Annotated in this window: 24 protein-coding genes; 14 read left to right on the top strand and 10 right to left on the bottom strand. The window is 72.4% G+C overall.

What is annotated here, in order from left to right; translation table 11 throughout:
* Positions 1-6: 6 nt before the first annotated feature.
* Positions 7-1122 carry an LLM class flavin-dependent oxidoreductase gene (locus tag AC1DUE_RS10180; protein ID WP_477039299.1) on the bottom strand — a complete coding sequence of 372 codons (1116 nt, stop codon included), beginning with the start codon at positions 1120-1122 and terminating at the stop codon, positions 7-9.
* Positions 1123-1289: 167 nt separating this feature from the next.
* Between AC1DUE_RS10180 and AC1DUE_RS10185 the strand changes: the two genes are divergently transcribed.
* Entirely contained in the window at positions 1290-2111 is an 822-nt protein-coding gene (locus AC1DUE_RS10185) for a class I SAM-dependent methyltransferase (RefSeq protein WP_477039300.1), read from the top strand.
* Between the two features lie 61 nt (positions 2112-2172).
* On the top strand, positions 2173-2769 hold the full coding sequence (locus AC1DUE_RS10190) for a dihydrofolate reductase family protein (protein ID WP_477039301.1): 597 nt from the start codon (positions 2173-2175) through the stop codon (positions 2767-2769).
* Positions 2770-2776: 7 nt separating this feature from the next.
* Here the strand turns inward: AC1DUE_RS10190 and AC1DUE_RS10195 are convergent, their stop codons facing one another.
* The 3 genes from AC1DUE_RS10195 to AC1DUE_RS10205 all read right to left on the bottom strand — a co-directional run bounded on the left by AC1DUE_RS10195 (position 2777) and on the right by AC1DUE_RS10205 (position 6074).
* Positions 2777-2983: a hypothetical protein gene (locus AC1DUE_RS10195; protein ID WP_477039302.1), complete on the bottom strand. Its 207-nt coding sequence runs from the start codon at positions 2981-2983 to the stop codon at positions 2777-2779.
* Positions 2984-3111: 128 nt separating this feature from the next.
* A complete protein-coding gene (locus tag AC1DUE_RS10200; protein ID WP_477039303.1) occupies positions 3112-3588 on the bottom strand; it encodes a PPOX class F420-dependent oxidoreductase in 477 nt (158 codons plus the stop codon).
* Between the two features lie 47 nt (positions 3589-3635).
* On the bottom strand, positions 3636-6074 hold the full coding sequence (locus AC1DUE_RS10205; RefSeq protein ID WP_477039304.1) for a lysylphosphatidylglycerol synthase domain-containing protein: 2439 nt from the start codon (positions 6072-6074) through the stop codon (positions 3636-3638).
* 373 nt (positions 6075-6447) lie between these two features.
* Here AC1DUE_RS10205 and AC1DUE_RS10210 point away from each other — a divergent pair, with 373 nt between their 5' ends.
* Both AC1DUE_RS10210 and AC1DUE_RS10215 read left to right on the top strand, forming a co-directional pair.
* On the top strand, positions 6448-8040 hold the full coding sequence (locus tag AC1DUE_RS10210) for an MFS transporter (protein ID WP_477039305.1): 1593 nt from the start codon (positions 6448-6450) through the stop codon (positions 8038-8040).
* Positions 8037-9734, top strand: a complete 1698-nt coding sequence (locus AC1DUE_RS10215; protein WP_477039306.1) for a SulP family inorganic anion transporter — start codon at positions 8037-8039, stop codon at positions 9732-9734. The genes AC1DUE_RS10210 and AC1DUE_RS10215 overlap by 4 nt, the downstream gene beginning before the upstream one ends.
* Here AC1DUE_RS10215 and AC1DUE_RS10220 read toward each other — a convergent pair.
* Together AC1DUE_RS10220 and AC1DUE_RS10225 are read right to left on the bottom strand one after the other, a co-directional pair.
* Positions 9731-10489, bottom strand: coding sequence for a class I SAM-dependent methyltransferase (locus AC1DUE_RS10220; RefSeq protein ID WP_477039307.1), 759 nt, complete (start codon positions 10487-10489; stop codon positions 9731-9733). The genes AC1DUE_RS10215 and AC1DUE_RS10220 overlap by 4 nt on opposite strands.
* Positions 10490-10502: 13 nt before the next feature.
* The gene (locus tag AC1DUE_RS10225; RefSeq protein ID WP_477039308.1) at positions 10503-11042 is read right to left on the bottom strand and encodes an NUDIX domain-containing protein; all 540 of its coding nucleotides are present in this window, start codon (positions 11040-11042) and stop codon (positions 10503-10505) included.
* 86 nt (positions 11043-11128) lie between these two features.
* Here AC1DUE_RS10225 and AC1DUE_RS10230 point away from each other — a divergent pair, with 86 nt between their 5' ends.
* The 3 genes from AC1DUE_RS10230 to AC1DUE_RS10240 all read left to right on the top strand — a co-directional run bounded on the left by AC1DUE_RS10230 (position 11129) and on the right by AC1DUE_RS10240 (position 15214).
* A complete protein-coding gene (locus AC1DUE_RS10230; protein WP_477039309.1) occupies positions 11129-11494 on the top strand; it encodes a nitroreductase/quinone reductase family protein in 366 nt (121 codons plus the stop codon).
* 227 nt (positions 11495-11721) lie between these two features.
* Positions 11722-14040 (top strand): PAS domain S-box protein, encoded by a 2319-nt coding sequence (locus AC1DUE_RS10235; protein WP_477039310.1) that lies wholly within the window; start codon positions 11722-11724, stop codon positions 14038-14040.
* Complete coding sequence (locus AC1DUE_RS10240) at positions 14030-15214, top strand: EAL domain-containing response regulator (RefSeq protein WP_477039311.1); 1185 nt, start codon at positions 14030-14032, stop codon at positions 15212-15214. Before AC1DUE_RS10235 ends, AC1DUE_RS10240 begins: the two co-directional genes overlap by 11 nt.
* Positions 15215-15250: 36 nt before the next feature.
* Here the strand turns inward: AC1DUE_RS10240 and AC1DUE_RS10245 are convergent, their stop codons facing one another.
* The gene (locus tag AC1DUE_RS10245; RefSeq protein ID WP_477039312.1) at positions 15251-15634 is read right to left on the bottom strand and encodes a nuclear transport factor 2 family protein; all 384 of its coding nucleotides are present in this window, start codon (positions 15632-15634) and stop codon (positions 15251-15253) included.
* A 149-nt stretch (positions 15635-15783) separates the two neighbouring features.
* Here AC1DUE_RS10245 and AC1DUE_RS10250 point away from each other — a divergent pair, with 149 nt between their 5' ends.
* From AC1DUE_RS10250 to AC1DUE_RS10260, 3 genes are read left to right on the top strand one after another with little or no spacing between them, the layout of a single operon-like run.
* Positions 15784-17145, top strand: coding sequence for a ferredoxin reductase family protein (locus AC1DUE_RS10250; protein WP_477039313.1), 1362 nt, complete (start codon positions 15784-15786; stop codon positions 17143-17145).
* Positions 17145-17654, top strand: coding sequence for an FMN-binding protein (locus AC1DUE_RS10255; protein WP_477039314.1), 510 nt, complete (start codon positions 17145-17147; stop codon positions 17652-17654). The genes AC1DUE_RS10250 and AC1DUE_RS10255 overlap by 1 nt, the downstream gene beginning before the upstream one ends.
* Entirely contained in the window at positions 17647-18432 is a 786-nt protein-coding gene (locus tag AC1DUE_RS10260; RefSeq protein WP_477039315.1) for an FAD:protein FMN transferase, read from the top strand. The genes AC1DUE_RS10255 and AC1DUE_RS10260 overlap by 8 nt, the downstream gene beginning before the upstream one ends.
* Here AC1DUE_RS10260 and AC1DUE_RS10265 read toward each other — a convergent pair.
* A complete protein-coding gene (locus AC1DUE_RS10265; RefSeq protein ID WP_477039316.1) occupies positions 18386-18829 on the bottom strand; it encodes a MarR family winged helix-turn-helix transcriptional regulator in 444 nt (147 codons plus the stop codon). The two genes, AC1DUE_RS10260 and AC1DUE_RS10265, sit on opposite strands and share 47 nt — an antisense overlap.
* A gap of 100 nt (positions 18830-18929) precedes the next feature.
* Between AC1DUE_RS10265 and AC1DUE_RS10270 the strand changes: the two genes are divergently transcribed.
* Complete coding sequence (locus AC1DUE_RS10270) at positions 18930-19364, top strand: hypothetical protein (RefSeq protein ID WP_477039317.1); 435 nt, start codon at positions 18930-18932, stop codon at positions 19362-19364.
* On the opposite strand, the gene AC1DUE_RS10275 is transcribed toward AC1DUE_RS10270, so the two are convergent.
* Entirely contained in the window at positions 19343-20155 is an 813-nt protein-coding gene (locus AC1DUE_RS10275; RefSeq protein ID WP_477039318.1) for a class I SAM-dependent methyltransferase, read from the bottom strand. The two genes, AC1DUE_RS10270 and AC1DUE_RS10275, sit on opposite strands and share 22 nt — an antisense overlap.
* A 145-nt stretch (positions 20156-20300) precedes the next feature.
* Here AC1DUE_RS10275 and AC1DUE_RS10280 point away from each other — a divergent pair, with 145 nt between their 5' ends.
* The 3 genes from AC1DUE_RS10280 to AC1DUE_RS10290 all read left to right on the top strand — a co-directional run bounded on the left by AC1DUE_RS10280 (position 20301) and on the right by AC1DUE_RS10290 (position 23968).
* Positions 20301-21353 (top strand): LacI family DNA-binding transcriptional regulator, encoded by a 1053-nt coding sequence (locus AC1DUE_RS10280; protein WP_477039319.1) that lies wholly within the window; start codon positions 20301-20303, stop codon positions 21351-21353.
* Between the two features lie 136 nt (positions 21354-21489).
* On the top strand, positions 21490-23472 hold the full coding sequence (locus tag AC1DUE_RS10285) for an adenylyl cyclase (RefSeq protein WP_477039320.1): 1983 nt from the start codon (positions 21490-21492) through the stop codon (positions 23470-23472).
* 58 nt (positions 23473-23530) lie between these two features.
* A complete protein-coding gene (locus AC1DUE_RS10290; protein ID WP_477039321.1) occupies positions 23531-23968 on the top strand; it encodes a hypothetical protein in 438 nt (145 codons plus the stop codon).
* A gap of 43 nt (positions 23969-24011) precedes the next feature.
* Here AC1DUE_RS10290 and AC1DUE_RS10295 read toward each other — a convergent pair whose 3' ends face one another.
* Positions 24012-25295 (bottom strand): VWA domain-containing protein, encoded by a 1284-nt coding sequence (locus AC1DUE_RS10295; RefSeq protein WP_477039322.1) that lies wholly within the window; start codon positions 25293-25295, stop codon positions 24012-24014.
* Between the last annotated feature and the right edge of the window lie 15 nt (positions 25296-25310).

A 25310-nucleotide genomic window follows, 5' to 3' on the forward strand; every position in this document is an offset into this window, starting at 1 on the left:
CGGGTGTCACGCCGCGGTGCCGTGCGCCGCGGCCGCCTTGTCGCGCTTGGCGACCTCCTCCTTGACGATCGGGATCACGTACCGACCGAAGTCGGTGGCGTCGTCCAGCAGGTCGTAGCCGCGCGCGGAGATGATCTGCACGCCGAGGTCGTAGTAGGCGAGCAGCGCCTGGGCGACGGTCTCGGGCGTCCCGACGAGGGCGTTGGAATTGCCGCCGCCACCGGTGGCCTTGGTCGTCGCGGTCCACAGAGCAGTGTCGAAGCGCTCTCCCTGCTCCGCGATGGCCAGCAGTCGCTGCGTGCCGGCGTTCTGGGGCGGGCCCGAGGACCAGCGCGACGGACTGCCGGCGCCGGCGGCCTTGCGGGCCTCGATCCGCGCGACGACGTCGTGGGCCTTCTCCCAGGCCAGCTCCTCGGTGGGCGCGATGATCGGCCGGAACGCGGCGTGGATGCGCGGCGGTGTCGTGCGTCCGGCGGCGGCGGACTCGGCGTGGATCCGCGCGATCTGCTCCGCGGTGTTGACCAGCGGCTCGCCCCAGACGGCGTAGATGTCGGCCTCGGCCGCACCGACCCGGTAGGCCGCGTCCGAGGAGCCGCCGAACGAGATCGTCGGCGATCGACCCTCGAACGCCTTGGCGTCGAGGACGAAGTCGTCGAAGTCGTAGAACTCGCCGTGGTGGTCGAACGGCTCCGTGCTGGACCACGCCTGCTTCACGATCTGGATGTACTCGCGCGTCCGGGCGTACCGCTCGTCCTTGGTCAGCCGGTCGCCCTCGCGTGCCTGCTCGTGGTCGCTTCCGCCGGTGATGAAGTGGACGGAGAGCCGCCCCTGCGACACCTGGTCCAGCGTCGCGAACGTCTTGGCGGCGAAGGTCGGGTAGGAGACGTTGGGGCGGTGCGCCAGCAACAGCTCGATCGAGTCGAGGCGACCGGCGATGTACCCGGCGAGCGCGGACGGCTCCAGGCCGCCCGAGCCGTAGGCGAACAGCACGCGCGTCCAGCCGTTGTCCTGGTGCGTCCGCACGATGCGCTCCAGGTAGCCGAGGTCGATCGGCCGGGTGGTGGCGGCGGTGGTCTCGGAGGCGTCGCTCGTGGTGGCGATCCCGAGGAACTCGACGGGCATGGTCTGACCTTCCGGTGGGCGGAGCACGTGGTGCCGCGCACCGTAGGAACCGGGCGGGTCCTGGTCAACGGCTGGGCGCGACTGCTCACGATGCGGACCATCCGCGGCTCGGCAGGGTGGGCGGCGTCCCTGTTGCGGACGTCGAGGTCGACGGGTCGACTGGCGTCATGAGCCCGGGCGAGGAGGTGGCGGACGCACCGCGACGGGCCGCGGCGCACGCGGACGGGTACGACGCGGAGCTCCAGCGGCTCGACCCCGCGTTCCGCCGAGCCTGCGCGATCCGGCCCGGCGATCACGTCCTGGACGTCGGGTGCGGGACGGGATCGACGACGCGAGCGGCAGCGGCCGCCGCGCACGAGGGCAGCGTGCTGGGCGTGGACGTCTCGTCGTCGGCCGTCGCCCGCGCCCGCACGCTCGCTGCGGCCGAGGGGCTCGGCAACGTGGCGTTCGAGTGCGTCGACGCGCAGGTCCACCCGTTCCCGACCGGGCGGTACGACGTCGCGATCAGCCGCTTCGGCACGATGTTCTTCGACGATGCCGCAGCAGCGTTCGCCAACCTCGCGAGGGCGCTGCGCCCGGACGGCCGTCTCGTGATGCTGGTCTGGCAGGCGAGCGACCGCAACGAGTGGGACATGGCGATCCGGCGGTCGCTGGGGGCCGGGCCGACCGTCGCGCCGGCGTTCTCCCTCGGGGACCCGCTCGAGACCGAGCGGCTGCTCGCGGCCGCGGGGTTCGTCGAGTGCGTGTTCGGGGAGGTCGAGGAGCCGGTCTTCTACGGCCCCGACCTGGACACCGCGACGGCCTGGATCCGCGGCTTCACCAGCACCCGCGAGGTGCTGGAGCGGCCCGGTCCCGACGGCCGCGAGCGCGCGCTGGCGCGGTTGCGGGAGACCGTGTCCGCGCACCTGCGCGAGGACGGCGTCTGGTTCGGCTCGCGATCCTGGATCGTCACCGCGCGTCGGGCCGCCGGGGCTGTCCGATCGGACTGATGCCGTTCGTGGTGGGGGTAGGAGGCGGTCACCGGGACCGCCCTGAGCTGAGGAGAGTCCGATGACGAAGGTCGTCGCCATCATGTCCATGTCGCTCGACGGATTCGTCGCCGACCCCGACGGCGGCGTCGAGGAGGTGTTCGACTGGTACACCTCGGGCGACGTCGAGTTCCGCACCGGGGGATCGCACCCCATGACGTTCCGCCTGTCCGAGCCGAGCGCCGACCACTTCCGCGCTCTGACGTCCCGCCTGGGCGCCATGCTGACGGGTCGGCGCACGTTCGACGCCGCCGAGGGCTGGGGCGGCAACCACGGATGGGGACCGGCGTTCGTCCTCACCCACGAGATCCCCGACGGCTGGCCGCGGCCGGGTTCGACCGTCCAGTTCGTGACCGACGGCATCGAGAGCGCGGTGGCGCAGGCCAAGGCCGCGGCAGCGGGCAAGGACGTCGGCGTGCACGGCGCCGTCACCATCCAGCAGTGCCTGAACGCGGGCCTTCTCGACGAGATCGCGCTCGACGTCGCCGCGGTCCTCCTCGGCTCCGGCGTCCGACTGTTCGAGCACCTCGACGCGACACCGGCCGTCCTGGGCAACCCGAGCGTGATCGCAGGGGTAGGTGTCACGCACCTGCGCTACCCGGTGCGCGCGTCCTCGTGACGGGCTGTCAGCCGGCCCGTCGGGCCCGGAAGTCGTCGGCGATCTGCTGCGCCTGGGCGATGACCAGCCTCCGGTAGTCGTCGTAGAGGCTCGCGATGCGGTCGTTGTCGGGTACGGGAGCGTCCTGGGCGCGGTTCCACGCCCGCTTGGCGGCCCGGATGTCGTCGTCGGTCACGTCGACGGTCCATGCCATGTTCACGCTGTCGCTGTCCACGGCTTCCATCGTGCGGGTTGACAACCAGTCACACGCTGCCCGGCGTCGACCTTCACCCGCAGCGTCACTCGACCTGGTGACATTCCGGCAAATGGGAACAATCGGCGCGTGTGGGCGGGCTCACGTCCTCAGCCGTCCAGTCGGGCGGCGACATCGGCCGGGAAGCCGCCGGTGGCGATCGGGCTCCACCGGGTCGGGGTGATCCGGATCAGCGACTTGTCCTGCAGGCGCATCGCCGCGCGGTACTCGTCCCAGTCGGGGTGCTCGCCCGCGATGCACCGGTAGTAGTCGACGAGGGCATCCTCGGCCTCGGGCATGTGCAGCACCTCGGCGTCTCCGTCGACCTGCACCCAGGCGCCCCCGAAGTCGTCGGAGAGCACGCAGACGCTCACCCGCGTGTCGCGCTCGGCGTTCACCGCCTTCGCGCGGCCCGGGTACGTGGAGATCACGAGCCGGCCCTGCTCGTCGACACCTCCGCTGACCGGGGAGATCTGCGGGCGGCCGTCGGCTCGGGTCGTCGCGAGGACGAAGTGGTGCCGGTCGCGGACGAAGTCCAGGAGGGCGGTCAGGTCGACGGTGGTGGTGGTCGCGACGGTTCGGGGCATGGCCCCAGGCTAGGAGAGAGGCGGCCCGCGCGTGGCTTCGGATCCCGCTACACGTACTCCTGGCGGCGCAGCCAGCGCATGGCGGCCGAGCCCCAGATGGGCGGCAGGTAGAAGGTGACGAGGCGGTAGGTGATGGCCACGGAGACGGCGATCGCGCTCGGGACGCCGATGGCCTGCAGGCCGACCGTGAACCCTGCCTCGGCGACCCCGATCCCGCCCGGGACGGGCATGAGACCGGCGAACAAGCTCACGGCGGTGTTGATCAGGACCAGCTGCGAGAAGTGCGCGGTCTCACCGAACGCGTGCAGGCAGAGGCCGAGCACGCAGGCCTGCAGGAGCTGCGCGCCGAGGTTCCCGCCGAGCATCGTCGCGACCTTCGCGGGCTTGCGCAGGACCCCGACCGCGCCACGGGCCGAGCCGACCTGCGCCGCGAGCCCGCTGCGGAGGCGGGGGACCACCGCGGTGGCGCGCCGCCGGAGCTGCGGCACCGCGACGACGACGAGCGCGCTGACCAGCACAAGGGCAACCAGCACGACGAGCAGCGTCGGGCCGGCGTCCTCGGTGCCCGAGGTCGAGCCACCGCGCGTCGCAAGGGTCGTGGTGAAGCCGGGCAGACCGCCGACGACGATCACCAGGATGAGCAGGCACTGCACGACGAACCCGCTGACGCTGTCGAGGAGGCTGAACGACAGCGCGGCGGCGGCCGGGATCCCGAACTTCTGGAAGAAGCGCACCAGGAGCGCGAGGCGTGCGGCGGTGGCCGGCAGCACCAGGGCGAAGAACTGGACGGCGTACTGCAGCATGAGGACCGGGAAGTAGCGCAGCCGTGCCGTCGTCGCCCCGATCGTCGACCACGCGGCCGCGGTCTGGATGAACGGTGAGAGCAGCAGCGCGGCGACGAGCCAGGGCACGCTGGCGGCGGCGAGCGCCGCGGCCACGCTGGCGAGGTCGGCACCGGCGAGCAGCGTGATGACGGCGTACGCCGCGACGGCGATGAGCAGCAGCCAGCCGATCGAGCTGGGAGTGACCCGTCGCAGGCGCTCGAGCGGCGGCTCCTCGCCCCCGGCAGCGGCCACGGCGGCGGCGCGCAGCTCGTCGAGAGTCCAGTCACGGGCCCGGACCTCCGCCCGTGCGCCGTGCGCCAGGACGGCGGGCTGCAGGAAGGGCAGCACGGTCGCGAGCCCCACCGGACCGAGGGCCGTCCCGGCAGCGGCGATCGCGCGCTCGGGCCCGACGACCAGGGCGGTCGCCACGAGGAGCTGGGCCTGGTCCGTGGCCAGGTCGCCCGGTTCGGCCGCCGTCTTGGCCGCGTCGAAGTCCGCGAGGGCGACCGCGCCGTCGGGCCGGACGACGACCCGGCGTCCGTCGATGCGTCCGTGGGCGATGCCGGCGCGGTTCAGGGTGAGCACGGCCCGCCACATCGCGGCGAGCAGCTCGTCGTCCACCAGCCCCGGCTCGTTCTCGCCGAGCTCCGTGAGGGTCGTGCGGGGCGCTCCGGAGACCAGCAGGGCGTCGCCCTGCTCGGCCACGCCCACGGCGACGACGTCCAGCGTCGCGACCCCCGCCTGGGCGGCGAGCAGCGTCATGAGCGCCTCGTGCTCGACGCGGGACCGCCGGCTGCCGCCCACGTGGGCCCGTTCACCGCGCCGGGTCAGGGCGGCCCAGAGCGAGCCGACCACCTGGCTGTCCCACGCGTCGCGCCCGTACACCCGGACGAGCAGCCCGGTGCCCGCGTCCGTGCGACCGACCAGCAGGTACGTCCCCGCATCCATGCTCGGGGCGGCGACGACCTCGACCGCGTGCACTCCGAGGTCCTCGAGCGCGACCTGCACCTGCGCCGTCGTCAGACGCCCCTGCGGTGACCCGAGGAGGAGGTGGGCGGCCGCCGCGGCGGCGATCCCGACCGCGATGGCGGCGCTCGCCCCGAGCAGGTGCGTCGTCTCCAGGCCGACGGCGCCCACCGCGCCGATCCCGACGACGAGGCGACCGGCCCACCGCCAGGGCCGCGCGAGGTGCGGCGAGACCGTCACGAGGACGGCCGTGAGCACCGCGACCCGGGTGGCGACGTAGACGACGGGCGGGCCGGACGCGCCGACGGCGTCGACGGCGACGGACGCGTCGGTCCCGGCGAGGGCTCCGGCACCGATCGCCCCGACGAAGGCCAGGACCGAGGCCGTCGCCTGGTCGACCAGGAGCCGGCGTCGTCCCCGGCTGAGCAGGGCGAGCAGGACCACGGCCGCCGCCCAGACCGCGAGGAGGGCGTAGGCCAGGCTCCAGAGCCAGCCGAACACCGGGTCGAGCCAGGCGATCAGCGTGTCGAACGCCCGGTCGGCTCCGGTCGGCCCCGGCGCGGCCAGCGTGAGGACGCCGAGCGCGACGATCGAGGCGACGAGCAGGAGGACGTCCGTCGGCTGCCGCATCCGCGGGGCATCGGCAGACGACGACCACACCCGGACGAGCCCGAGCCGGTCGGGTCTGTCGGCCATGACGCCTCCTGACGATGTGTGACGTCGGCGCGGGAGAGCAGGACAGCGCGTCCGTGACAGACCCGCGCGCCGGAAGCCTAGTAGGCCTGGGCCGGCAGTTTGCCCGAGATGGGTGCGAATACCTCACGTGGGGAATAGGGTTGGCTACGACCTGAGCCTGCGGACGGCGGTGAGGGGTCGGCGAGAGCCCCCCGAGGTCGGATCTGCTGGACGCCACGTGCCGGCGAGCAGCACGGCCCACCGCCCGCTCCGCGGGCTCTTCGCGTGCCCGCGACCTGCGGCGGGAGGCGACCGATAGTCTCCCGTCGAGTGGCAGGGCCGTGCTCCGGGGCCTCGCGCGCGTCGTGCCGTACGAGAGACCAGGAGGGCAAGCATGAGCACCGGTCCCGGGGAAGGTGTCGCGCCGAACGGCAGCCGTCGGTTGATGCTCCTGCTCGCCATGGCGATGTTCGTCCTCGTCGTCGACACGTCGCTGATGAACGTCTCGATCTCGGCGGTCGTCACGGACCTCGACACGACGGCCAGCGGCGTCCAGTCGGCCATCGCGCTCGAGGCGCTCGTGTCGGCGGCCTTCATCCTCATCAACAGCAAGGTCGGCGACCTCATCGGCCGCAAGAAGGCGTACGTCCTGGGCCTGCTCGCCTACGCGGTCGGCGCGCTGGCCATGACCCTGGCGCAGAACCTGACCGCGATCGTCGTCTTCTGGGCGATCATCGGCGGGCTCGGCGCCTCGTTGCTGCTCCCGGCGATGCAGTCGCTGATCCACGGGAACTTCGCCGGCGCCGCGCAGAAGCAGGCGTACGCGCTGGTCGGGGCGGCGGCCGCCATCGCCGCGGCGATCGGCCCGCTCCTGGGCGGCTTCGTCACGACGTACCTGTCGTGGCGCGTCGGGTTCGGGCTCGAGGTCGTCGTCATCCTGGTGGTGCTCAGCCAGATCCGCCTGGTCAAGGACGTGCCGTACACGGGCTCGCGCAAGGTCGACGTCGTCGGCGCCGTGCTCTCCGTGGTCGGCATGGGTGGCGTGGTGCTCGGCATCCTCGTCTGGCAGGAGGGTGGCGAGTACGTCCTCCTGCTGATGGTGCTCGGTGGCGTGGCTCTCGTGGCCCTCGCGCGCTGGCTCGTGAGGCGCAAGCGCCAGGGCCGCGTGACGCTGCTCGACCCGGACCTGTTCCAGCACCCCAACTTCACCGCCGGCGTCACGGGCCAGATGCTGCAGCAGGTCACGCTCGGCGGCGCGATGATCGCCCTGCCGTTGTTCTTCCAGATGACCCTGGAGTACAACGCCCTGCAGGCGGGGCTCTCGCTGGCCCCGCTGTCGCTCACGATGTTCGCCGCCGCGCTCGTGGCCGGGAAGCGGGCGGGCAACCGGCGTCCTGCGGCGATCATCCGCGCGGGGTTCCTGCTGGCCAGCCTCGGGATCGCGGTCATCATCCCGTTCGTCCCCCGGGTCGACAGCGGCTGGTACCTCGTCGTCCCGCTCGCGGTCGCGGGTGCCGGGCTGGGCCTGCTCGTGTCGCAGCTGAACAACTACACGCTCGCGCCGGTCGAGGAGGAACGTGTCAGCGAGGCGGCAGGCGTGAACTCCGCGGCCGGCTCGTTCGGGCTCTCGTTCGGCCTGGCGATGGCCGGTGGGCTGATGCTCGCCGCCCTCTCGTTCAGCTTCACCACCATGACCGAGAGCAGCGACGTCATCCCGGTGGCCGAGCAGCAGCAGATCGCCGCGGCGCTCGAGGAGGACGCCGAGATCATGAGCAACACCCAGCTCGCCGAGCAGCTCACCGGGCTGCCGCCGGAGGTCGAGGCCGCGGTGGTCGAGATCAACAACGACGCCCGCAACATCTCGCTGCAGATCGCGCTGCTGGTCCCGTTGCTCGCAGGCCTCCTGGGCCTGGCCAACTCGTTCCGGATGCTCCGCCTGCCCGACCAGAGACCGTCGTCGTCGCTCGAAGGGATGGACTTCGGGTGACCGAGACGTCGCGGCTCGTCCGCCTCCTCCCGATCGTCGGCTGGCTGCGGACCTACGACCGTCGGTGGCTGCGCGGCGACCTCATCGCCGGCGTCACCGTCGCTGCGCTGATCGTCCCGAAGAACCTGGGCTACGCCGACATCGCCGGGATCCCGCTGCAGAACGGCCTGTACGCCGCCGCCGCGGGCGCGCTCCTGTACGCGGTCTTCGGCACGTGCCGGCAGATCTCGATGGGTCCGAGCTCGGGCCTGGCGGCGGTCGCCGCCAGCGCCGTCGTCGCGGCCGGGATCACCGACGAGGTCGACATCGCGTCGTTCGTCGCCGGTCTGACGCTCGCGTCCGGTCTGCTCTTCCTCGTGCTGGCGGTCCTCAAGATGGGCTGGATCGCCCAGTTCCTCTCGCGCGCGGTGGTGACCGGCTTCCTGTTCGGGGCGGCGATCGACGTCGTCATCGGCGAGCTGCCCAAGATCAACGGGACGTCGGTCGAGGGGTCGAACTCCTTCCAGGAGCTGCGCTCGTGGATCGGGGCGCTGGGCGACGGCAACCGGGCGACCCTCGTCGTCGGCGTGGTGTCGCTCGTCGTCGTGTTCGGGCTGCGCGTCGTCGCGCCGCGGGTGCCGGGCGCCCTGGTCCTCGTCGTGGGCGGTCTCCTGGCGTCCTACCTGTTCGACCTCGGCGACCACGGCGTCGCGCTGGTCGGCGACGTGCCCCGCGGGCTGCCGACGTTCGCGCTGCCCGACCTCGGTCTCATGTGGGAGCACGTCGTGCCCGTGACGCTCGGGGCGTTCGCGCTCATGCTCATCGGGTTCTCGCAGACGGCGGGGGACGCCCGGGCGTTCGCCGCGAAGCACCGGTACCAGATCGACGTGAACCAGGAGTCGCTGGCGCAGTCGGCCGCGAACATCGGGTCGGGCGTGCTGCAGGGCATGCCGGTCTCGACGAGCCTGTCGGCGAGCTCGCTCAACGACCACTCGGGCGCCCGCACGGGGCTCGCGTCGATCACGTCCGGCCTGACCGTGCTCGCGACGCTGCTGGTGCTCGCCCCGCTGTTCTCCGAGCTGCCCAAGCCGGTGCTCGGGGCGCTCATCATCGAGGCCGTCGTGATGGGCATGATGAACCTGCCGGAGATGCGGCGGATCTACCGGGTCCAGCGGTTCGACTTCTGGGTCGCGATCGCGGCGATCCTGGGCACGCTCGTGTTCGGTGTGCTCGCGGGGGTCATGATCGGGATCGGCCTCTCTCTGCTCTGGCTCGTCGGGGTCGCCACCCGGCCCGGGATGCCCGTGCTGGCCCGTCAGCCGGGCACGCAGGTCTACCGCGACCTGGCCGAGAACCCCGACGACGAGCTCCCCGACGGTGTCGCCGTCGTCCGGATCGACGGCGGGCTCTTCTTCGCCACGTCGGACGCCCTCGAGGACCGGGTGCGCACGCTGATCCAGGAGACGCCCGGGGTGCACGGTGTCGTCGTGGTGCTCGAGGGGGTCAACTTCGTCGACTCGCAGGGCTCCGCGAAGCTCGACGACGTCCTGGTGCTCTGCCAGCAGGCCGGTGTGACGCTCCGGCTGGCCCGGTTGAAGCCGCGGGTCCGGGAGGTGCTGGTGCGCGAAGGGTTCGTCGACCGGCTCGGTGCCGATCACATCCACGGCAACATCCATCGCGCCGTCGAGGCCCAGCGGGTCGGGGACGTCCCCTAGGCGCGACCGCGCGCGCACCACGCGACGGCGCTCACCTCGAACGCGCCCGTCGGCACCAGCTCGGCGGCGCGTGCCCGCAGGACGGCTCGTCGCTCGTCGGACAGCGAGGCCACGTACGCGCCCGCAGGCCCGACACCGAGCGTGAAGGTCTCCCACCAGTCGTCGAACGACGCATAGGGCGCCCGGACGTTCTCGCTCCACGCCACGACGTCCGACAGGCCGGCGGCGCGGAACAGCTCGGCGAGATGCCCCTCGCGGGTGCCGGGGAGCTCGGCCTCCCCGGCTTCGTCGGGGTCGACGTCGTGCACCGCGCGCCAGAAGGTGTCCAGCGGGCCGCCCCGCCCGCCGTGGTCCCAGACGTTCGCGGCGACGACGCCGTCCGGCCGGGTCACGCGGGCCATCTCGGCGATGCCCGCGACCGGGTCGCTCATGAAGTGGACGACGAGCTGCGCGACGGTGAGGTCGAACGCGTCGTCGGCGAACGGCAGGGCCTCGGCGACCGCGACGAGCACCTGCGCGCCGGGGAACCGGGCCCGCGTCGCCGCGACGAACGACTCGGACGGGTCGACGGCCGCGACAGACCCCGGTCCCAGGCGTGCGACGAGATGGGCGGTCAGCACTCCCGGCCCGCAGCCCACGTCCAGCGCACGACCGTCGACGGCCGCGCCCAGGGCGCCGACGAGCTGTGCCGCGAGCGGCTCGGAGAACCGGCCCATGAACCGCTGGTAGGCCGTCGGTTCGACGTCGAAGCCCATCCGTCGACGGTACCTACGAGACGCGGCCCAGGGCGATCGCCGCGTACATGAGGGCGGCGACCGTCTCGCCGTCGGTGATGGTCCCGTCGGCGACGAGGCGCAAGACCTCGGCCCACGGCACGGTCCGGACGGCGGTGATGCCCTCCTCGGCCTGCTCGGCGGGCACGTCGGCGGGACGCAGCCCCCGGGCGAGGAACACGTGCTCGGGGGCGTGGCTCACGCCGTTGAGCGCGAACATGAAGCCGATGGGCTCCCAGCTGTCCGCGACGAGGCCGGTCTCCTCGCGCAGCTCTCGCTGCGCGGCGACCAACGGCTCCTCGCCGTCCGAGCCGCCCGCGGGGACCTCGAGCGAGCCGGCGCCCGTGGTGTAGCGCGCCACGTCCACCAGCACCACCTCGTCGTCGGCCGTGACGGGCACGACGAACACCGCGGGGTGGCGCATCTCGACCACGCCGTAGATGCCGGCGCCGCCGTCGGGGCGGTCGACCTGGTCCTCGCGCACGCGGATCCAGGCGTTCTCGTAGACGGTCGTCGAGGACCGGGTGTGCCACATGGTTCCCCAGCGTGCCGCACGATCCGGGCGTCGCTCGCCGCGTCCCCAAGGTTGCCGCGGTCCGTGCGCGGGCGGACAGTGGCGGCGTGGACACCTCGAGCGCGCTGCACCGCAGCCAGATCATCGACCTCACGACCACCGGCAGGAGGTCGGGGGAGCCTCGGCGGATCGAGATCTTCCTGCACGACCTGGACGGCCGGCTGTTCATCTCCGGCCGTCCGTCGCCGCACACCCGGGCATGGATCCACAACGTGAGCGCCGACCCGCACGTCGTGATCCACCTCAAGAGCGGGGTGTCTGCGGACGTGCCTGGGATCGCGCGGGTGGTCGACGACCCCGACGAACGCCGGCCGCTGATCGAGGCCGCGGCGAGCCGGTGGGGCCGCCACGACGTCGACCTGATGATGGCGCAGAGCCCGCTCATCGAGATCACGCCGACGACGGACGCCTAGCGAGGTGAATGCGCCGGCTGGGTTAAATGTTCGGCTGATCGATTCCGGCGCAGATCCGTTAATTGCGTCGAGTTGGGTGTTTGTCCAGGTCAGACGGCAGATGCGCGCAATGTCGATGCAGAGCGGGGCATTTCCGGCGAGGTAGCGCAGATGCGGGCCGCCGGGAATATGCTGGCGACCCGGACGGCTCGCCGACGTGCCGCCGATCCAACCTCTGCGGGGTGGGCATGAGCGAGATCGCAGGTGGCCGCGCGCCGGACCAGGCCGTCGAGGTCGCGCTGGCACTCGCTGCGATCGTCGAGTCGTCGCACGACGCCGTCATCGCCAAGGACCTCGACGGAGTCGTCACCACCTGGAACCACGGTGCGACGCTCGTCTACGGGTACCCGGCCGACCAGATGGTCGGTCGCAGCTACGAGACGCTCGTGGCACCCCAGGCGCTGGCCGAGGAGCGCGTCCGGCACGCCGAGGTCGCCGCCGGGGCAGCGGCCAGCGGCTTGCGTACCGTGCGGCTGCGGGCGGACGGCGAGCCGTTCGACGTCGTCATGTCGATGTCTCCGGTCCGGGCCGCGGACGGGACGATCGTCGGCGTCGCGTCGCTCTCCCGGCCGGTGAGCCACGAGGAGCGGGACGCCGAGCGCTACGCCTCGCTCCTCGAGGCGGCGCCCGACGCGATCGCGGGCTCCGACGCGAACGGCGTGATCGTCATGGCCAACGCACGGGCCTCCGAGATGTTCGGGTACGGGCGCGACGAGCTCGTGGGCATGCGGCTCGAGATGATGCTGGCCGCGGAGCTGCGCTCCCTCCACCTCGAGCGTCACCAGGAGTACCTGGACGACCCGGGTGCTCTCCCGAGGGGCGTCACGGTCGAGCTCGTGGGCTGCCGGCGGGACGGTTCGACGTTCCCGATGGCGGTCAGCCTGTCCCAGGACCGCAGCGACGTCGCCCACCCGATCGCGATCGCGGCGTTCCGGGACCTCACCGACCAGCGTGCGGCCGAGCAGAGCATGCGGGAGACCGAGACGCGGCTGCGGCAGCTCGCCGAGGGCGTCGACACGGTGTTCCTGCTGCTCCAGATCGAGCCGACCGCCTACCTCTACATCAGCCCGGGGACGGCCAAGGTGCTCGGGGTCGGGCCCGACGAGCTCCGGGCGGACCCGGAGGCGGTCGTGACACACCCCGAGGACCGCGACCGCGTCTGGCGGGACTTCGTCGAACCGACCCGGAACGGGATGGCGGCCGAGTCGGAGCACCGGATCGTCCTGCGCGGCGGAGCCGTCCGATGGATCCGCACGGTCTCGACGCCCGTCCTCAACCCGTACGGGCCGACCGAGCGCTACCTCATCACGATCGACGACATCACCGGCCGGATGAAGGCCGCGGCGGACCTGCGCGAGGCCGAGCTGGCCGCGCGGTCGGCCAACGCCGCGAAGAACGTCTTCCTCTCCCGGATGAGCCACGAGCTGCGCACGCCCCTGAACGCGGTGCTGGGGTTCGGGCAGCTGCTCGAGCTCGAGCTGGCGGGCACCCAGTACGAGGGAGAGCTGGCCCAGATCCTCAAGGGCGGGAGACACCTGCTCAACCTCATCAACGACGTGCTCGACGTGGCGCGCATCGAGGCCGGCGAGATGTCGATCAGCCTCGAGCCCGTCTCGACCGCCGAGCTCGTCGCGGAGAGCATCCAGCTCATGGCGTCGATGGCCGACGGCGCCGACATCGTGCTGGACGAGTCCCCGCTCGAGAGCTGGCACGTCGTCGCCGACCGGCAGCGGCTGCGCCAGATCCTGCTCAACCTCGTGTCCAACGCCATCAAGTACAACCGCGTCGGGGGGACGGTCTGGGTCGAGCAGCAGGTGCTCGGCGACACGGTCGCGATCACCGTCCGCGACGACGGCCCGGGGATCCCGCAGGCGCTCCAGGACCGGCTCTTCACCCCGTTCGACCGGCTCGGCGCCGAGGCGACCGGCATCGACGGGACCGGGATCGGGCTGGCCCTGACCCGCTCGCTCGCCGAGCTCATGGGCGGGACCGTCACCGCCGAGTCCGCACCTGGTCGCGGCTCGGCATTCACGGTGACCCTGCCCCGGGCGGTCGCGACCCACGGCTCGCGCGCGGCCGGCCCGGACGCGGTGCTGGCCGGCGTGTCGCACGACCCCGCGACCCCCGTGCGGACCCTGCTCTACGTCGAGGACAACGCGCCGAACGTCGAGATCATCCAGCACCTGCTCCGGCTGCGGCCGCACTGGCGGCTCATCCACGCGGGGCTCGGTGGCCTCGGCCTCGACCTCGCCCGGGCCAACCACCCCGACCTGGTGCTGCTCGACCTGCACCTGCCGGACCGCTCCGGCCTCGACGTCCTGAAGTCCCTCAAGGGCGACCCGACCACGTGCGACGTCCCGGTGCTGATCCTCACGGCGGACGCCACGGCGGGGCAGGAGCGCCGCCTGCTCGACGCGGGCGCGGCCCGGTACCTCACCAAGCCGCTCGACCTGCGCGACGTCCTGGGCGCGCTCGACGAGGTCGGGGGTCGCGACGATGCTGGATAGGTCGCTCGAGCGCTTCTCGACCATGGTCGTGCTCGTCGTCGACGACAGCCCCAGCAACGTGCTGCTGCTGCGCTCGCTCCTGCTCCGGCAGGGCATGGAGCGGATCGAGACCGAGACCGACGCGCGTCAGGTCGGTGCCCGCCTGCCGCAGATCCACCCGGACCTGGTGCTTCTCGACCTGCACATGCCGGAGGTCGACGGGTTCGAGGTGCTCGCGCAGGTCCAGGCGTACGCGGCCGGCACCTACCTCCCCGTCCTCGTGCTGACGGCCGACACCACGACGACCGCCCGCAACCGCGCCCTCGGCCTGGGCGCGCAGGACTTCCTGACCAAGCCGCTGGACATCACCGAGACCTGCCTGCGGATCGCCAACCTGCTGCAGACGCGCGAGCTGTACTCGACGCTGCGCAGGTCGGTCAGCCCGGCCACCCCGCACCACGCCGACGACGAGGGCACGGCGCGTACCCGTGAGCGCATCGAGCACGTGCTGCGCAACGGGACGCGCGACATCGTCTACCAGCCCGTCGTCGAGACGCAGACCCTGCGGACCGTCGGCCACGAGGCGCTCTCGCGCTTCTCCGACCCCGCCCACGGCGGACCCGAGCGCTGGTACGCGGATGCGTTCTCCGTCGGGCTCGGCATCGAGATGGAGTGGTCCGCCGCGGTCGCGGCGCTGAGCTACCTCGACCGTGCGCCGGCGCCCCTGTTCCTGGCCGTCAACATGTCGCCGGCCACCGCGCTGTACATGCTCGAGCACGACCTCTGCACGCCCGAGATGGCCTCGCGCATGGTGATCGAGCTGACCGAGCACGTGCCGGTCGAGGACTACAGCGCCGTGCGTGGTGCGTTCGCCGGGCTGCGCACGCAGGGTGCCCGCCTTTCCGCCGACGACCTGGGCGCCGGGTACGCCGGCTTCCGGCACCTCGTGCGGCTCCAGCCGGACATCATCAAGCTCGACATCTCCCTGATCTCGGGGATCCACCGCAGCACGGAGAAGCGGGCGCTCACCCGCGCGATGGTGTCGTTCGCGCAGGAGGTCGGGGCGCAGCTCATCGCGGAGGGTGTCGAGGAGCCCCAGGAGCTGGCGGTCCTGCAGGACCTGGGCGTCCCGTGGGCGCAGGGCTACCTGCTGGGCCGACCGGGTCCGTTCGCGCCGGTGCCGGCAGCGAGCTGACCTGCTCCGTCGTCGGCCTCGGACGTGGCGAGGAGGCTAACCCTCGTCGGCGAGGTCCTCGACCTCGACGCGGTAGGTGCCGTGGCCCTGGACCACGCGGCCGTCCTTGCCGAACACGAGGACCTCGTCGACGATGCTGCCGCGCTGGTTGCGGTACTGGAGCACCAGGGTGGTCACGCCGGCGAAGATGTCCACCACCGTGAAGCGCAGGTCGGGGAACACCCGCAGCCCCTCGGCCCAGTAGGCGCGGAGCTGCTCCTTGCCCCGCACGACGCCGTCGGAGCCGGGCAGGATCCGCGCGGCGACCGGGGACGTGAACACGACGTCGTCGTGGAAGTGGGCGAGCACGGCGTCGAGGTCGTGCGCGTTCCACGCGGCCTGCCATGCGGCACTGAACTGGACCGGGTCGGGGACGCTCATGACGCCAGTCTGGCACCGACGGCCCGCGCCGGACCGTCGGTGCCGCTCGGTCAGTCGATGGCGGGCAGGTCGCGGACGAGGATGGACCACATGGGGAACGCACAGGTCGTTCCGAGCATGCTCGGAGGCGCGACGACGAGGCTCTTCCCATGACCACGACGATGCGCGCCGCCCCGGCGGTCTCCGCGACGAGGCAGGCGGCGCCACGCCGACGCCTCTCCGCCGCGATGGCGACACTGTGGCTGGGATCGCTGGCCGTCGTCGCGTTCTGGTGGTTCGGGACGTCGTCGGCCGCCGGTGCGACGCCTGGGGGAGCGCTGATGAGCGTCGGGGAGCTGTCCGGCCTGCTCGGCTCGTTCCTCGTCTGCGCGCAGCTCCTGCTCGTGGCGCGCGTCCCCTGGTTCGAACGCTCGGTGGGGCTCGACCGGCTCACCGCCTGGCACCGGTCGCTCGGCACGACGGTCGTCCTCCTGGTGCTGACCCACGTCGCGCTGGTGGTCGTCGGGGGCGCCCTGCTCGACCGGACGTCCGTCTGGTCGGAGGTGCCCGGCATCCTGGCCACCCAGCCGTACCTGTGGCCCGCACTGATCGGCACGGTCCTGTTCCTCGTCGTGGGACTCTCCAGCGCGCGGTTCGCCCGGCGCGCCCTCTCGTACGAGTGGTGGTTCGGGCTGCACCTGACCATCTACGTGGGGATCTTCCTGACGTTCTTCCACCAGATCGCGGGCGGGACGCACTTCGTCTCCCAGCGGCTCGCGCAGATCGCCTGGATCGGCCTGTACTCGGCCACGGCGTCCGCGGTCGTCATCTGGCGGGTCGTGCTCCCGCTGCTCGACACGCACCGTCACCAGCTCCGGGTCGCGTCGGTGGTGCCCGAGGCGCGCGGGCTGGTGAGCGTCTGGCTCACCGGCGCGTCGCTCGGCAGGCTCGACGCCCGCGCCGGGCAGTACTTCCTGGTGCGGTACCTGACGCGCGGGCACCTCGGCACCGCCCATCCGTACTCGCTGTCGATGGTGCCGACGGACGACAGGCTCCGGTTCACGGTCGGCGCGCTGGGCGACCACTCGTCCGCGGTCGACGCGCTGCGGCCCGGCACCCGCGTCCAGATCGAGGGTCCGTTCGGTCGGTTCACCGCGGACCGTGCGACGACGCACCGGGTGCTCCTGGTCGCGGGCGGCGCCGGCATCGGCCCCGTCCGCGCCCTGGCCGAGGAGCTGTTGCGCCGGGGCCACCACCTCGTCGTCCTGCACCGCGCCCACAGCGCCGACGCCCTGGCGCTGGCCGACGAGTTCACCGAGTCGCCGTGGCTGCACTACGTCCCGCTGCCCGGGCGCCGTTCCGAGCTGCGCTACGACCCGCTCGCCCCGGCGCACCTGCGGCGGCTCGTGCCCGACATCGCAGAGCGGGACGTGTTCGTCTGCGGGCCGGATGCCATGGCCACGACCGTCGAGCGCTCGGCCCGTGCACTGGGCGTGCCCGCGGGTGCGATCCACCGAGAGGAGCTGGGCTGATGGCCACCCGACCCTGGCGGGGGACCCTGCTGTACGTGGGTGCCGCCGCCGCCATGACCGCCGCCGGCGTCGCGAAGTTCGCCCCGGCGGTGCAGGACTCCTCCGCGGGAGCGACGACCGCACAGGGCTCGTCGACGGGTTCGTCGAGCGCCGACACGGCGACGAGCTCCGGGTCGTCCGACTCGTCCGTCACCGATCCCGGGTCCAGCACCGGTGGCGACACCACGACGTCGGACACCGTGACGATCGTCGGCGCGGTCGAGCAGACGCGGTACGGGCCCGTGCAGGTCTCGGTGACGTTCACCGGCAGCCAGATCGCGGACGTGCAGGCGCTCCAGGTGCCCAGCCGGGAGCGCGAGAGCGTCCGGATCAACGAGCAGGCGGTGCCGCTGCTCCAGCAGAAGGTCGTCGCGGCGCAGTCGGCCCAGGTCGACACCGTCTCCGGGGCGACGTACACCTCGGAGGCCTACGCCGAATCCGTCCAGTCGGCGATCGACCAGCATGGCTGAGCGCGTGCGCCACCTCGAGACCGTGATGGGGATCCCCATGTCGGTCGACGTGCGCGACGGCGACGTCGGGACCGCGGAGCTCGTCGAGGCCGCGTTCGCGGTGCTGCGGGACGCCGACCGCCGGTTCAGCCGGCACGACCCCGACAGCGAGGTGAGCCGGTACGCCTCGGGTCGGCTTCGGCCCGCGGGGCTCTCGGACGACCTGCGTGAGGTCCTGGCCGTCGCGGGCCGGGCGTGGGAGGCCAGCGGGGGAGCCTTCCACGTGCGGCGGCCGGACGGGACGCTCGACACCGACGGCGTGGTCAAGGGCTGGGCGGCCCAACGGGCTGCCGACGTGCTGGAGGCGGGCGGTCTGCGCCGCTTCTGCCTGAACGCGGGCGGCGACGTGGTGACCCGCGGGGAGCCCGAGCCGGGTCGGGGCTGGCAGGTCGGCATCCGCCACCCCGCGGACCAGGGCCAGATGCTCGCGGTCCTCGAGCTGCGCGACGGCGCGGTCGCCACGTCGGGCACCTACGAGCGCGGTGCGCACGTCTGGGACGGGCGCACGGGCGAGGCCGCGACCGAGCTCGTGTCCGCGACCGTCGTGGCCGCCGACCTCACGACCGCGGACGTGCTGGCCACGTCGGTGCTGGCGCTCGGGACCGACGGTGTCGCGTGGGCGGCGCAGCACGGTGCGGTCACCGCGATCGCGGTGACCGCGGACGGCACGGTCCGTACTGACGAGTCCGTCGTCAGCGGGCGTCGTGGAACGCCAGGAGGCGTCCGAGCAGCCGGGTGAGCTCGGCGCGCTCGGCAGCCGAGAGCGGTGTCAGCAGGTCGTCCTGGACGCGGCCGACCTCGGCGGCCAGCCGTTGGAGCCGCTCGCGACCCGGTGCGGTCACCGTCACGACGTTGCGACGGCGGTCCGCCGGGTCGGGCACGCGCTCGACGTAGCCGGCGCTCTCGAGGTCGTTGAGGCACCCGACCATGTCGCTCAGGTGGATGCCCGTGGCCCGACCCAGGTCCGCCTGGCTCGTCGCGCCATGCTCGTCGAGCGTCGCGAGGACGCGGTAGTCGTACCCGCGCGCGCCGAGCGCCGACAGGCGTTCGACCAGGAGTCGGTGCGCGTGGGTCGACGTCTGGGACAGCAACCAGCTCGGCAGGGCCGTGATGCTCGACGGTCCGGGGGAGGTCATGGGGCGACGCTAGCAGGATCGTTCGTCACTCCAACGTCTTGTGCGTAATCATTCACCCGACTAACGTTAGCGACACCAACGAGGCACGGAGGAACGAACCATGACGCTCAACGGACGAGTCATCGGACAGGCCGAGCGCGCGACCCGAACCCTGCTGGACGTCCGCCTGCAGGGGTCGGGCCTGGCGTTCGAGGAGTGGGTCGCGCTGAACCAGGTGGAGGCAGGTGCCGGTGCGTACCCCGACGTCGTCGCACGCCTCGCCGGCGGGCTGAAGGTGGATGACGCGACCGCACGCGACGCGGTCGACAGCGTGCGCCGGCTCGGACTGGCGGACGAGGCCGACACGGGCGACCTGGCCCTCACGGCCGCCGGTCGGGAGCGGTTCGACGCCGTGATCGGTGAGATCGAGACGATCACCGCGCGGCTGTACGGCGACGTGCCGGCCGAGGACCTCGAGGTCGCGGGACGGGTGCTGACGCTGCTGACCGAGCGCGCGAACGCGGAGCTCGCCCGTCAGGCGGTCCCCAGCGTGTAGCGGACGTCCTGGTGGAGTCGGATCGCCCCGTCCTCGTCGCGGAACGCATCGAGCTGGTCGGTCAGGAGCCCGAGGACCGACGCGTGGTCCTCGGGCGGCACCGCCTCCCACATCGCGCGCTGCCCGTGCGACCAGGAGAAGGTGACGTACTGGTCGGGGTCACGGAACGTCGCGGTGACCGTCCGGTGCACGGTGCGGACGTCGTCGACGCCCGCGGCCGTGAGCAGGTCCTCCATGCCGGCGTCGTCGGCGAACGGTCCGCGGCGCCCGCTCGTGCGCGCGTCGAGCATGGCGGGCGGCAGGTACGGCGTGAACGCGGCGTCGAGCCCGAGCCAGCGCTCGTCCTGCTCGCCGAACGTCGTGATGCCGAGCCGACCGCCCGGGACCAGCAGGTCGGTCCACGCGCGGACAGCGGCGCCCGGGTCGGGCAGGAAGAAGAGCACGAGCGACGAGGCCACGACGTCGAACGAGCCCGCCGGCACCTCCGGGGCGCGGGCGTCGCCGACGCGCACCTCCACCTGGGGGAGCGACCGCAGGTCGTCGGCGGTGCGCTCGACCATCCGCGGCGCAAGGTCGATGCCCAGGACGCGCCCGGTGGGACCAGCGGCGACGGCGAGGGGGCGCAGCGCCGCGCCGCGGCCGCACCCGACGTCGAGCACGCGCTCCCCGGGCCGGACGGCCAGCTCGTCGACGAGGCCGAGCGCGATCGGCTCGAACCAGGGCACGCCCACGTCGTCGTACGTGTCGGCCGCTCGGTCGAACACGCCCGCGATGCCGTCCGGTGAGGTCATGGGTCCCACCCTGGTGCACGCCGCCGACGCGCGGAAGGGTCGAGCACCGTGCGGTGCGTCGGGAAGGAGCCACCGGGACCTGCGCGGGGACGGGACCCCGACGTACTACGGTGACGGCAGGTCGCTGGCGAGGGGAGTCGTTCACGTGGTCGTCGACATCCGCGAGGTCGCGCGTCGCAGCGGGGTCTCGATGGCCACGGTGTCGCGGGCGCTCAACGCGCGCCCCGGCGTGAGTGCGGACACCCGTGAGCGGGTCGAGCGGATCGCGCGCGAGCTGGGCTACCTGCCCAACCAGCAGGCGAGGTCGCTCGTCCGGCGACAGTCGGACACGGTCGGCCTGATCTGGGACACCACCTACGCGTCCCTCGGTCGTCGCGTCCTGTTCCTCGGGGACCTGCTCATCGGGCTGAAGCTCGCGCTGGCGGACACCGGCTACCACCTGATGCTCGTGTCGCCCAAGGCCGCCGACGAGGACCTGCACGCGTTCGAGCGCGTCGCCGCGCAGCACAGCCTCGCCGGCGTCGTGCTGATGGGGGTCGACGAGCACCTGCCGGCCGTCCACGCGCTCATCACGTCGGGCATGCCCGTGGTGGGGCTGGACCTGCCGGTGCGCGGCGAACGCGCCAGCTACGTCAGCACCGAGAGCCAGGCCGGTGCCGTGGCGGCGGTGCGGCACCTGGCCGAGCTGGGTCACCGACGCATCGCCACGATCGCGGGGCCGGCCGACCAGCTGCCGGCCATCGAGCGGCTGGCCGGCTACATCGAGACGATGGCCGACCTCGGGCTGGTGGTGCCGGACGGGTATGTGGTGCACGGCGACTACTTCCTCGACACGGGGCACCGGGCGATGCGTGAGCTGCTGGCCCTCGCGGACCCGCCGACGGCCGTCTTCGTCGCGAGCGACAGCATGGCGGTGGGCGCGTGCCGTGCGATCGGCGAGGCCGGGCTGCGCGTGCCCGACGACATCTCGGTCGTCGGGTACGACGACATCGAGCTCGCGGCTGTCGTCCGGCCCGCGCTCACCACGATCCGGCAGGACTACCTCGCCATGGGCGCGGCGGCGGTGACGCTGCTGACCGACCTGATCACCGCGCGCAGCGCGGGTGTCCCCCCGGACGACGCCGCCACCCTGCCGCGACTGCTGCCGGCCGTCCTGGTCACCCGGGAGTCGTCCGGCCCCGCGCCCGGCGTCCGGTAGAGCGACCGCACCTCGGCCCTCGGACGCCCGAATAGTCGTCTATGCCTCGACGTATCCCGGTACGAGCCTCTACTGTTTCGACCGACGTAAACGTTTCCACATTTGCGCTCGTCTCCCGACAGAAGGTAGGACAACGATGTCCGAGCCCACCATCCACCCGCGCAGGGCGCGCTCACGGATCGGCCGTCAGGTGCTGATCGGCGTGACCGCACTGTCGATCGGTCTCGCAGGCGCCACGGGCGCGTCGGCCCACCCCAAGCCCGGACCGGGCCCGGCGAATCCCGACCTCGGCCCGAGCGTCACGATCTTCGACCCGAGCATGCCCGTCGCCGACATCAAGGCGAAGTTCGACGCGATCACCGCCGAGCAGTTCGACAACGAGTTCGGCCCGCGCCGCGACGCGGTCTACTTCCTGCCCGGCACCTATGGCACACCCGAGGCGCCGCTCAACGTCCAGGTCGGCTACTACACCGAGGTCGCCGGCCTCGGGGCGTCGCCCACGGACGTCGTCATCAACGGCACGATCAACGTCTACAACCGGTGCCTCGAGGCCGACGAGACCAGCAACTGCCTCGCGCTGACCAACTTCTGGCGCTCGATGTCGAACCTCACGATCAACGTCAAGGGCGGGCTGCACACGGTGCTGGGCGAGGCCGCGCCGCGTCCGGACTGGTGCACCGACACCGAGTTCTGGGCCGTCTCGCAGGCCTCTCCGCTGCGCCGGGTCAACATCAACGGCGGCTTCTCGTTCATGGACTACTGCTCCGCCGGACCGCAGTACGCCAGCGGCGGGTTCATGGCCGACTCCCGGAGCAACGCCGCCGCGGTCGTCAACGGCTCGCAGCAGCAGTGGTACACCCGCAACAGCGAGATCACGTCCTGGTCGAACGCCGTGTGGAACGCGGTCTTCTCCGGCGTCGTCGGAGCTCCCGCGGAGACCTTCCCCACCCCGAACCCGTACACCGTGCTCGACACCACGCCGGTCAGCCGTGAGAAGCCGTACCTGTTCGTCGACGCGGCGGGCAAGTACCAGGTCCGCGTGCCGTCCGCGCAGACCAACAGCAAGGGCGTCAGCTGGGCGGCAGGCCTGACGCCCGGACGCACGGTGCCGATCAAGGACTTCTACGTCGCCAAGCCGGGCGACTCCGTCCAGTCGATCAACAACGCGCTCGCCAAGGGGCAGAACCTGATCCTCACTCCTGGTGTCTACGACGTCGCCAAGACCATCAAGGTCAAGCGCGCCGACACCGTCGTCCTGGGCCTCGGCTACGCCACCCTGCACTCCGTCGGCGGCGCGACCCCGCTCGAGGTCGAGGACGTCTCGGGTGTCGTCGTCGCAGGCGTGACGGTCGACGCCGGCGAGGTCAGCTCGGCCGCTCTCGTCCGCGTCGGCAAGAAGAACGGCCACGGCGACCGGTCCGGCGCCAAGAACCCGACGACGCTCAGCGACGTGTTCTTCCGCGTCGGCGGCCCGTACGTGGGCCGCACCAAGGTCGCCCTCGAGGTCAACAGCGACAACGTGCTGCTCGACCACGCGTGGGTGTGGCGTGCCGACCACGGGGACGAGGGCTTCCCGACCGACACCGTCGTGCGGTCCGACGTCGACCGGCAGCGCACGGCCGACGGGCTGCCGCTGCTCAACGACGACGACACGCGCTGGGTGACGAACACGGCCCCCAACGGCCTGGTCGTCAACGGTGACAACGTGACGGCGACCGGTCTGTTCGTCGAGCACTTCCAGCAGTACAACACCGTGTGGAACGGCGAGAACGGCACCACGATCTTCTACCAGAACGAGCTGCCGTACGACCCGCGCACCCAGGCGGACTGGACGACTCCTGCCGGCACCCTCGGCTGGGCGGCCTACAAGGTCGGCGACCGCGTCAAGAAGCACAGCCTCTTCGGCGGCGGCGCGTACGTCTTCAACCAGAACGACCCGTCGGTCATCACCGAGAACGGCTTCGAGGTCCCGACGACCCCGGGTGTCCAGATCAAGCACGTGATGACGGTCAACCTCAGCCAGGGCACCATCCGCCACGTCATCGACGGGGTGGGCACCCAGGCGGACAACACGAACACCGGCACGCCGCAGTTCGTCGCGCAGTACCCGGCGCCGTGACGGCCAGGTAGTCGCACAGAGAAGGCGCCGGTGGGTCCTCGGGCTTACGCCGGAGTCCGTGCCGCAGTCGACCTGCGGGTGGATGTTCCGCGAGACCGACGGCCGGCCCACCAGCACGCTGCGCTCACGCAGCGGCACCAGCCCGGGCAGGCCTGCGGACGGCATGGGGTCCTCGGGCTTCTGCGCCGCGTACCAGTCCGGGTCCACCCAGATCTCGGCCACCCAGGACTCGGTGCCCGGCGGCGGGGGAGTCGGGGACGACGGGACCGCCGGGGTCGGCGACGAGGGCGGCGCGACGACCGGGGTCGGCACCGAGGCCGCGACGGGGAGCGACCCCGTCGTGAAGTCGTACCCGCAGGTCTCGCAGAACAGGGCACCGGCCGCGGCCGGCGAGCCGCAGTTCGAGCACGTGGTCGCCGCAGCGACGGGCGAGGGCGCCGGGTCGGCGGGGGCGGCCGGCGCCGCGGCGATCGGCGAACCGCAGACGTCGCAGTAGTCGGTCGACTCCGAGGCGTGGCCGTTCGGGCACTGGACCGTGCTCACCGGCGGACCCGGGTGGTCTTCGTGGAGGCGGTGTCGAGCGCCATCTCGTCGAGCTTGGCGGCGTCGCGCTTGAGGCGCACCGTGCCCTTCTCCTCGTCGTCGATGTCCACGACCCTGCGCAGGCGACTGGTCGCCTCCTCGTTCCCCGTCTCCTGGGCGAGCTGGACCGCGCGGCCGAGCTTGACCGTGGCCGTGGCCTCGTCGCCCGCCGCCTTGGCCGCCAGGCCCTCCTGGATGACCGACGCGAGCTCTGCCTGGCCCGTGTAGTGCGCGACCTCCGGGTTGATCCGGGCCGTGAGCGCGTTGTCGTCCGACCAGCGCGCCTTGACCAGGGCCGAGGTGAGCACCTGGCCGCCGACCGCGATCTGCACCCGGGCCGCGAGCTGCTCGGAGCCGACGGGCTTGGAGGGCACGCGGATGGCGACGTGGTAGTCGCGGGACTCGTCGCCCCACGCACCCGTCGGGTAGGCGCCGGTCAGCGCGTTCACCTCCGTGCGACGGGCGGTGAGGTCCTCGACCGTCGGGGCGACCCGGCGCACGAACAGCACCTGGGCCCCCTGCGGCGCCCACACCCGCAGCTCGGCGTCGGCGACGCCCTTCGACATCGACGCCGCGACGAGCTGGCGGAAGTCCTCCGCGATGTCCGCGGGGTTCGCGATGAGGTCGACGGTGCCGAGCAGCGCGGAGGCGATCTCCCGGAGCTCGGCGACCTCCCACCGGGCGCCCACGCCGCGGGCGTCGCACTGGAAGCGTCCCGTGACGTCCCGGATCGCGTTCGAGAGCTCCTCGCGCGGCTCGGACTCGTTCTTCCCGTCGGTGAGCAGGATCGCGTGCCGCTGCGTCGCCTGCGGGACGTGCGAGAACACCTGGTCGGCCAGGCGGAGCCAGGTGCTCATCGCGGTGCCGCCCGACGGCGACATGAGCGAGATCGCCCGCTTGGCCTCGCGGCGCGCGCCCGGCTCCATCTGCACGATCGCGACCGGGGCGTTCGGGTAGGGGAAGGCGCGCTGCGCGACGTGGCTGCCGCCGATGATCGCGAACCAGGTGCCGTCGGCGATCTGGTCGACGGCCACCTGCGCGGCGTACTTGGCCGCATCGATGTTCGGTCCCTGCATCGAGCCGGACGTGTCCACCATGACGATCTCGGCGACGGTGCCCGCGGCCGACGCGGCGCCCGCGGTCCCGGCGCCCGAGCTGGTGACCGTCACGATCGCGTGCACGTCCGTGGCGCCCTCGGAGAGGAACTCGTTCTGGAACACCTCGGTGTGGAACTCGGCCACGTGTGGCTCCTTGTA

The organism is Cellulomonas sp. P4_A2, from assembly GCF_056402515.1.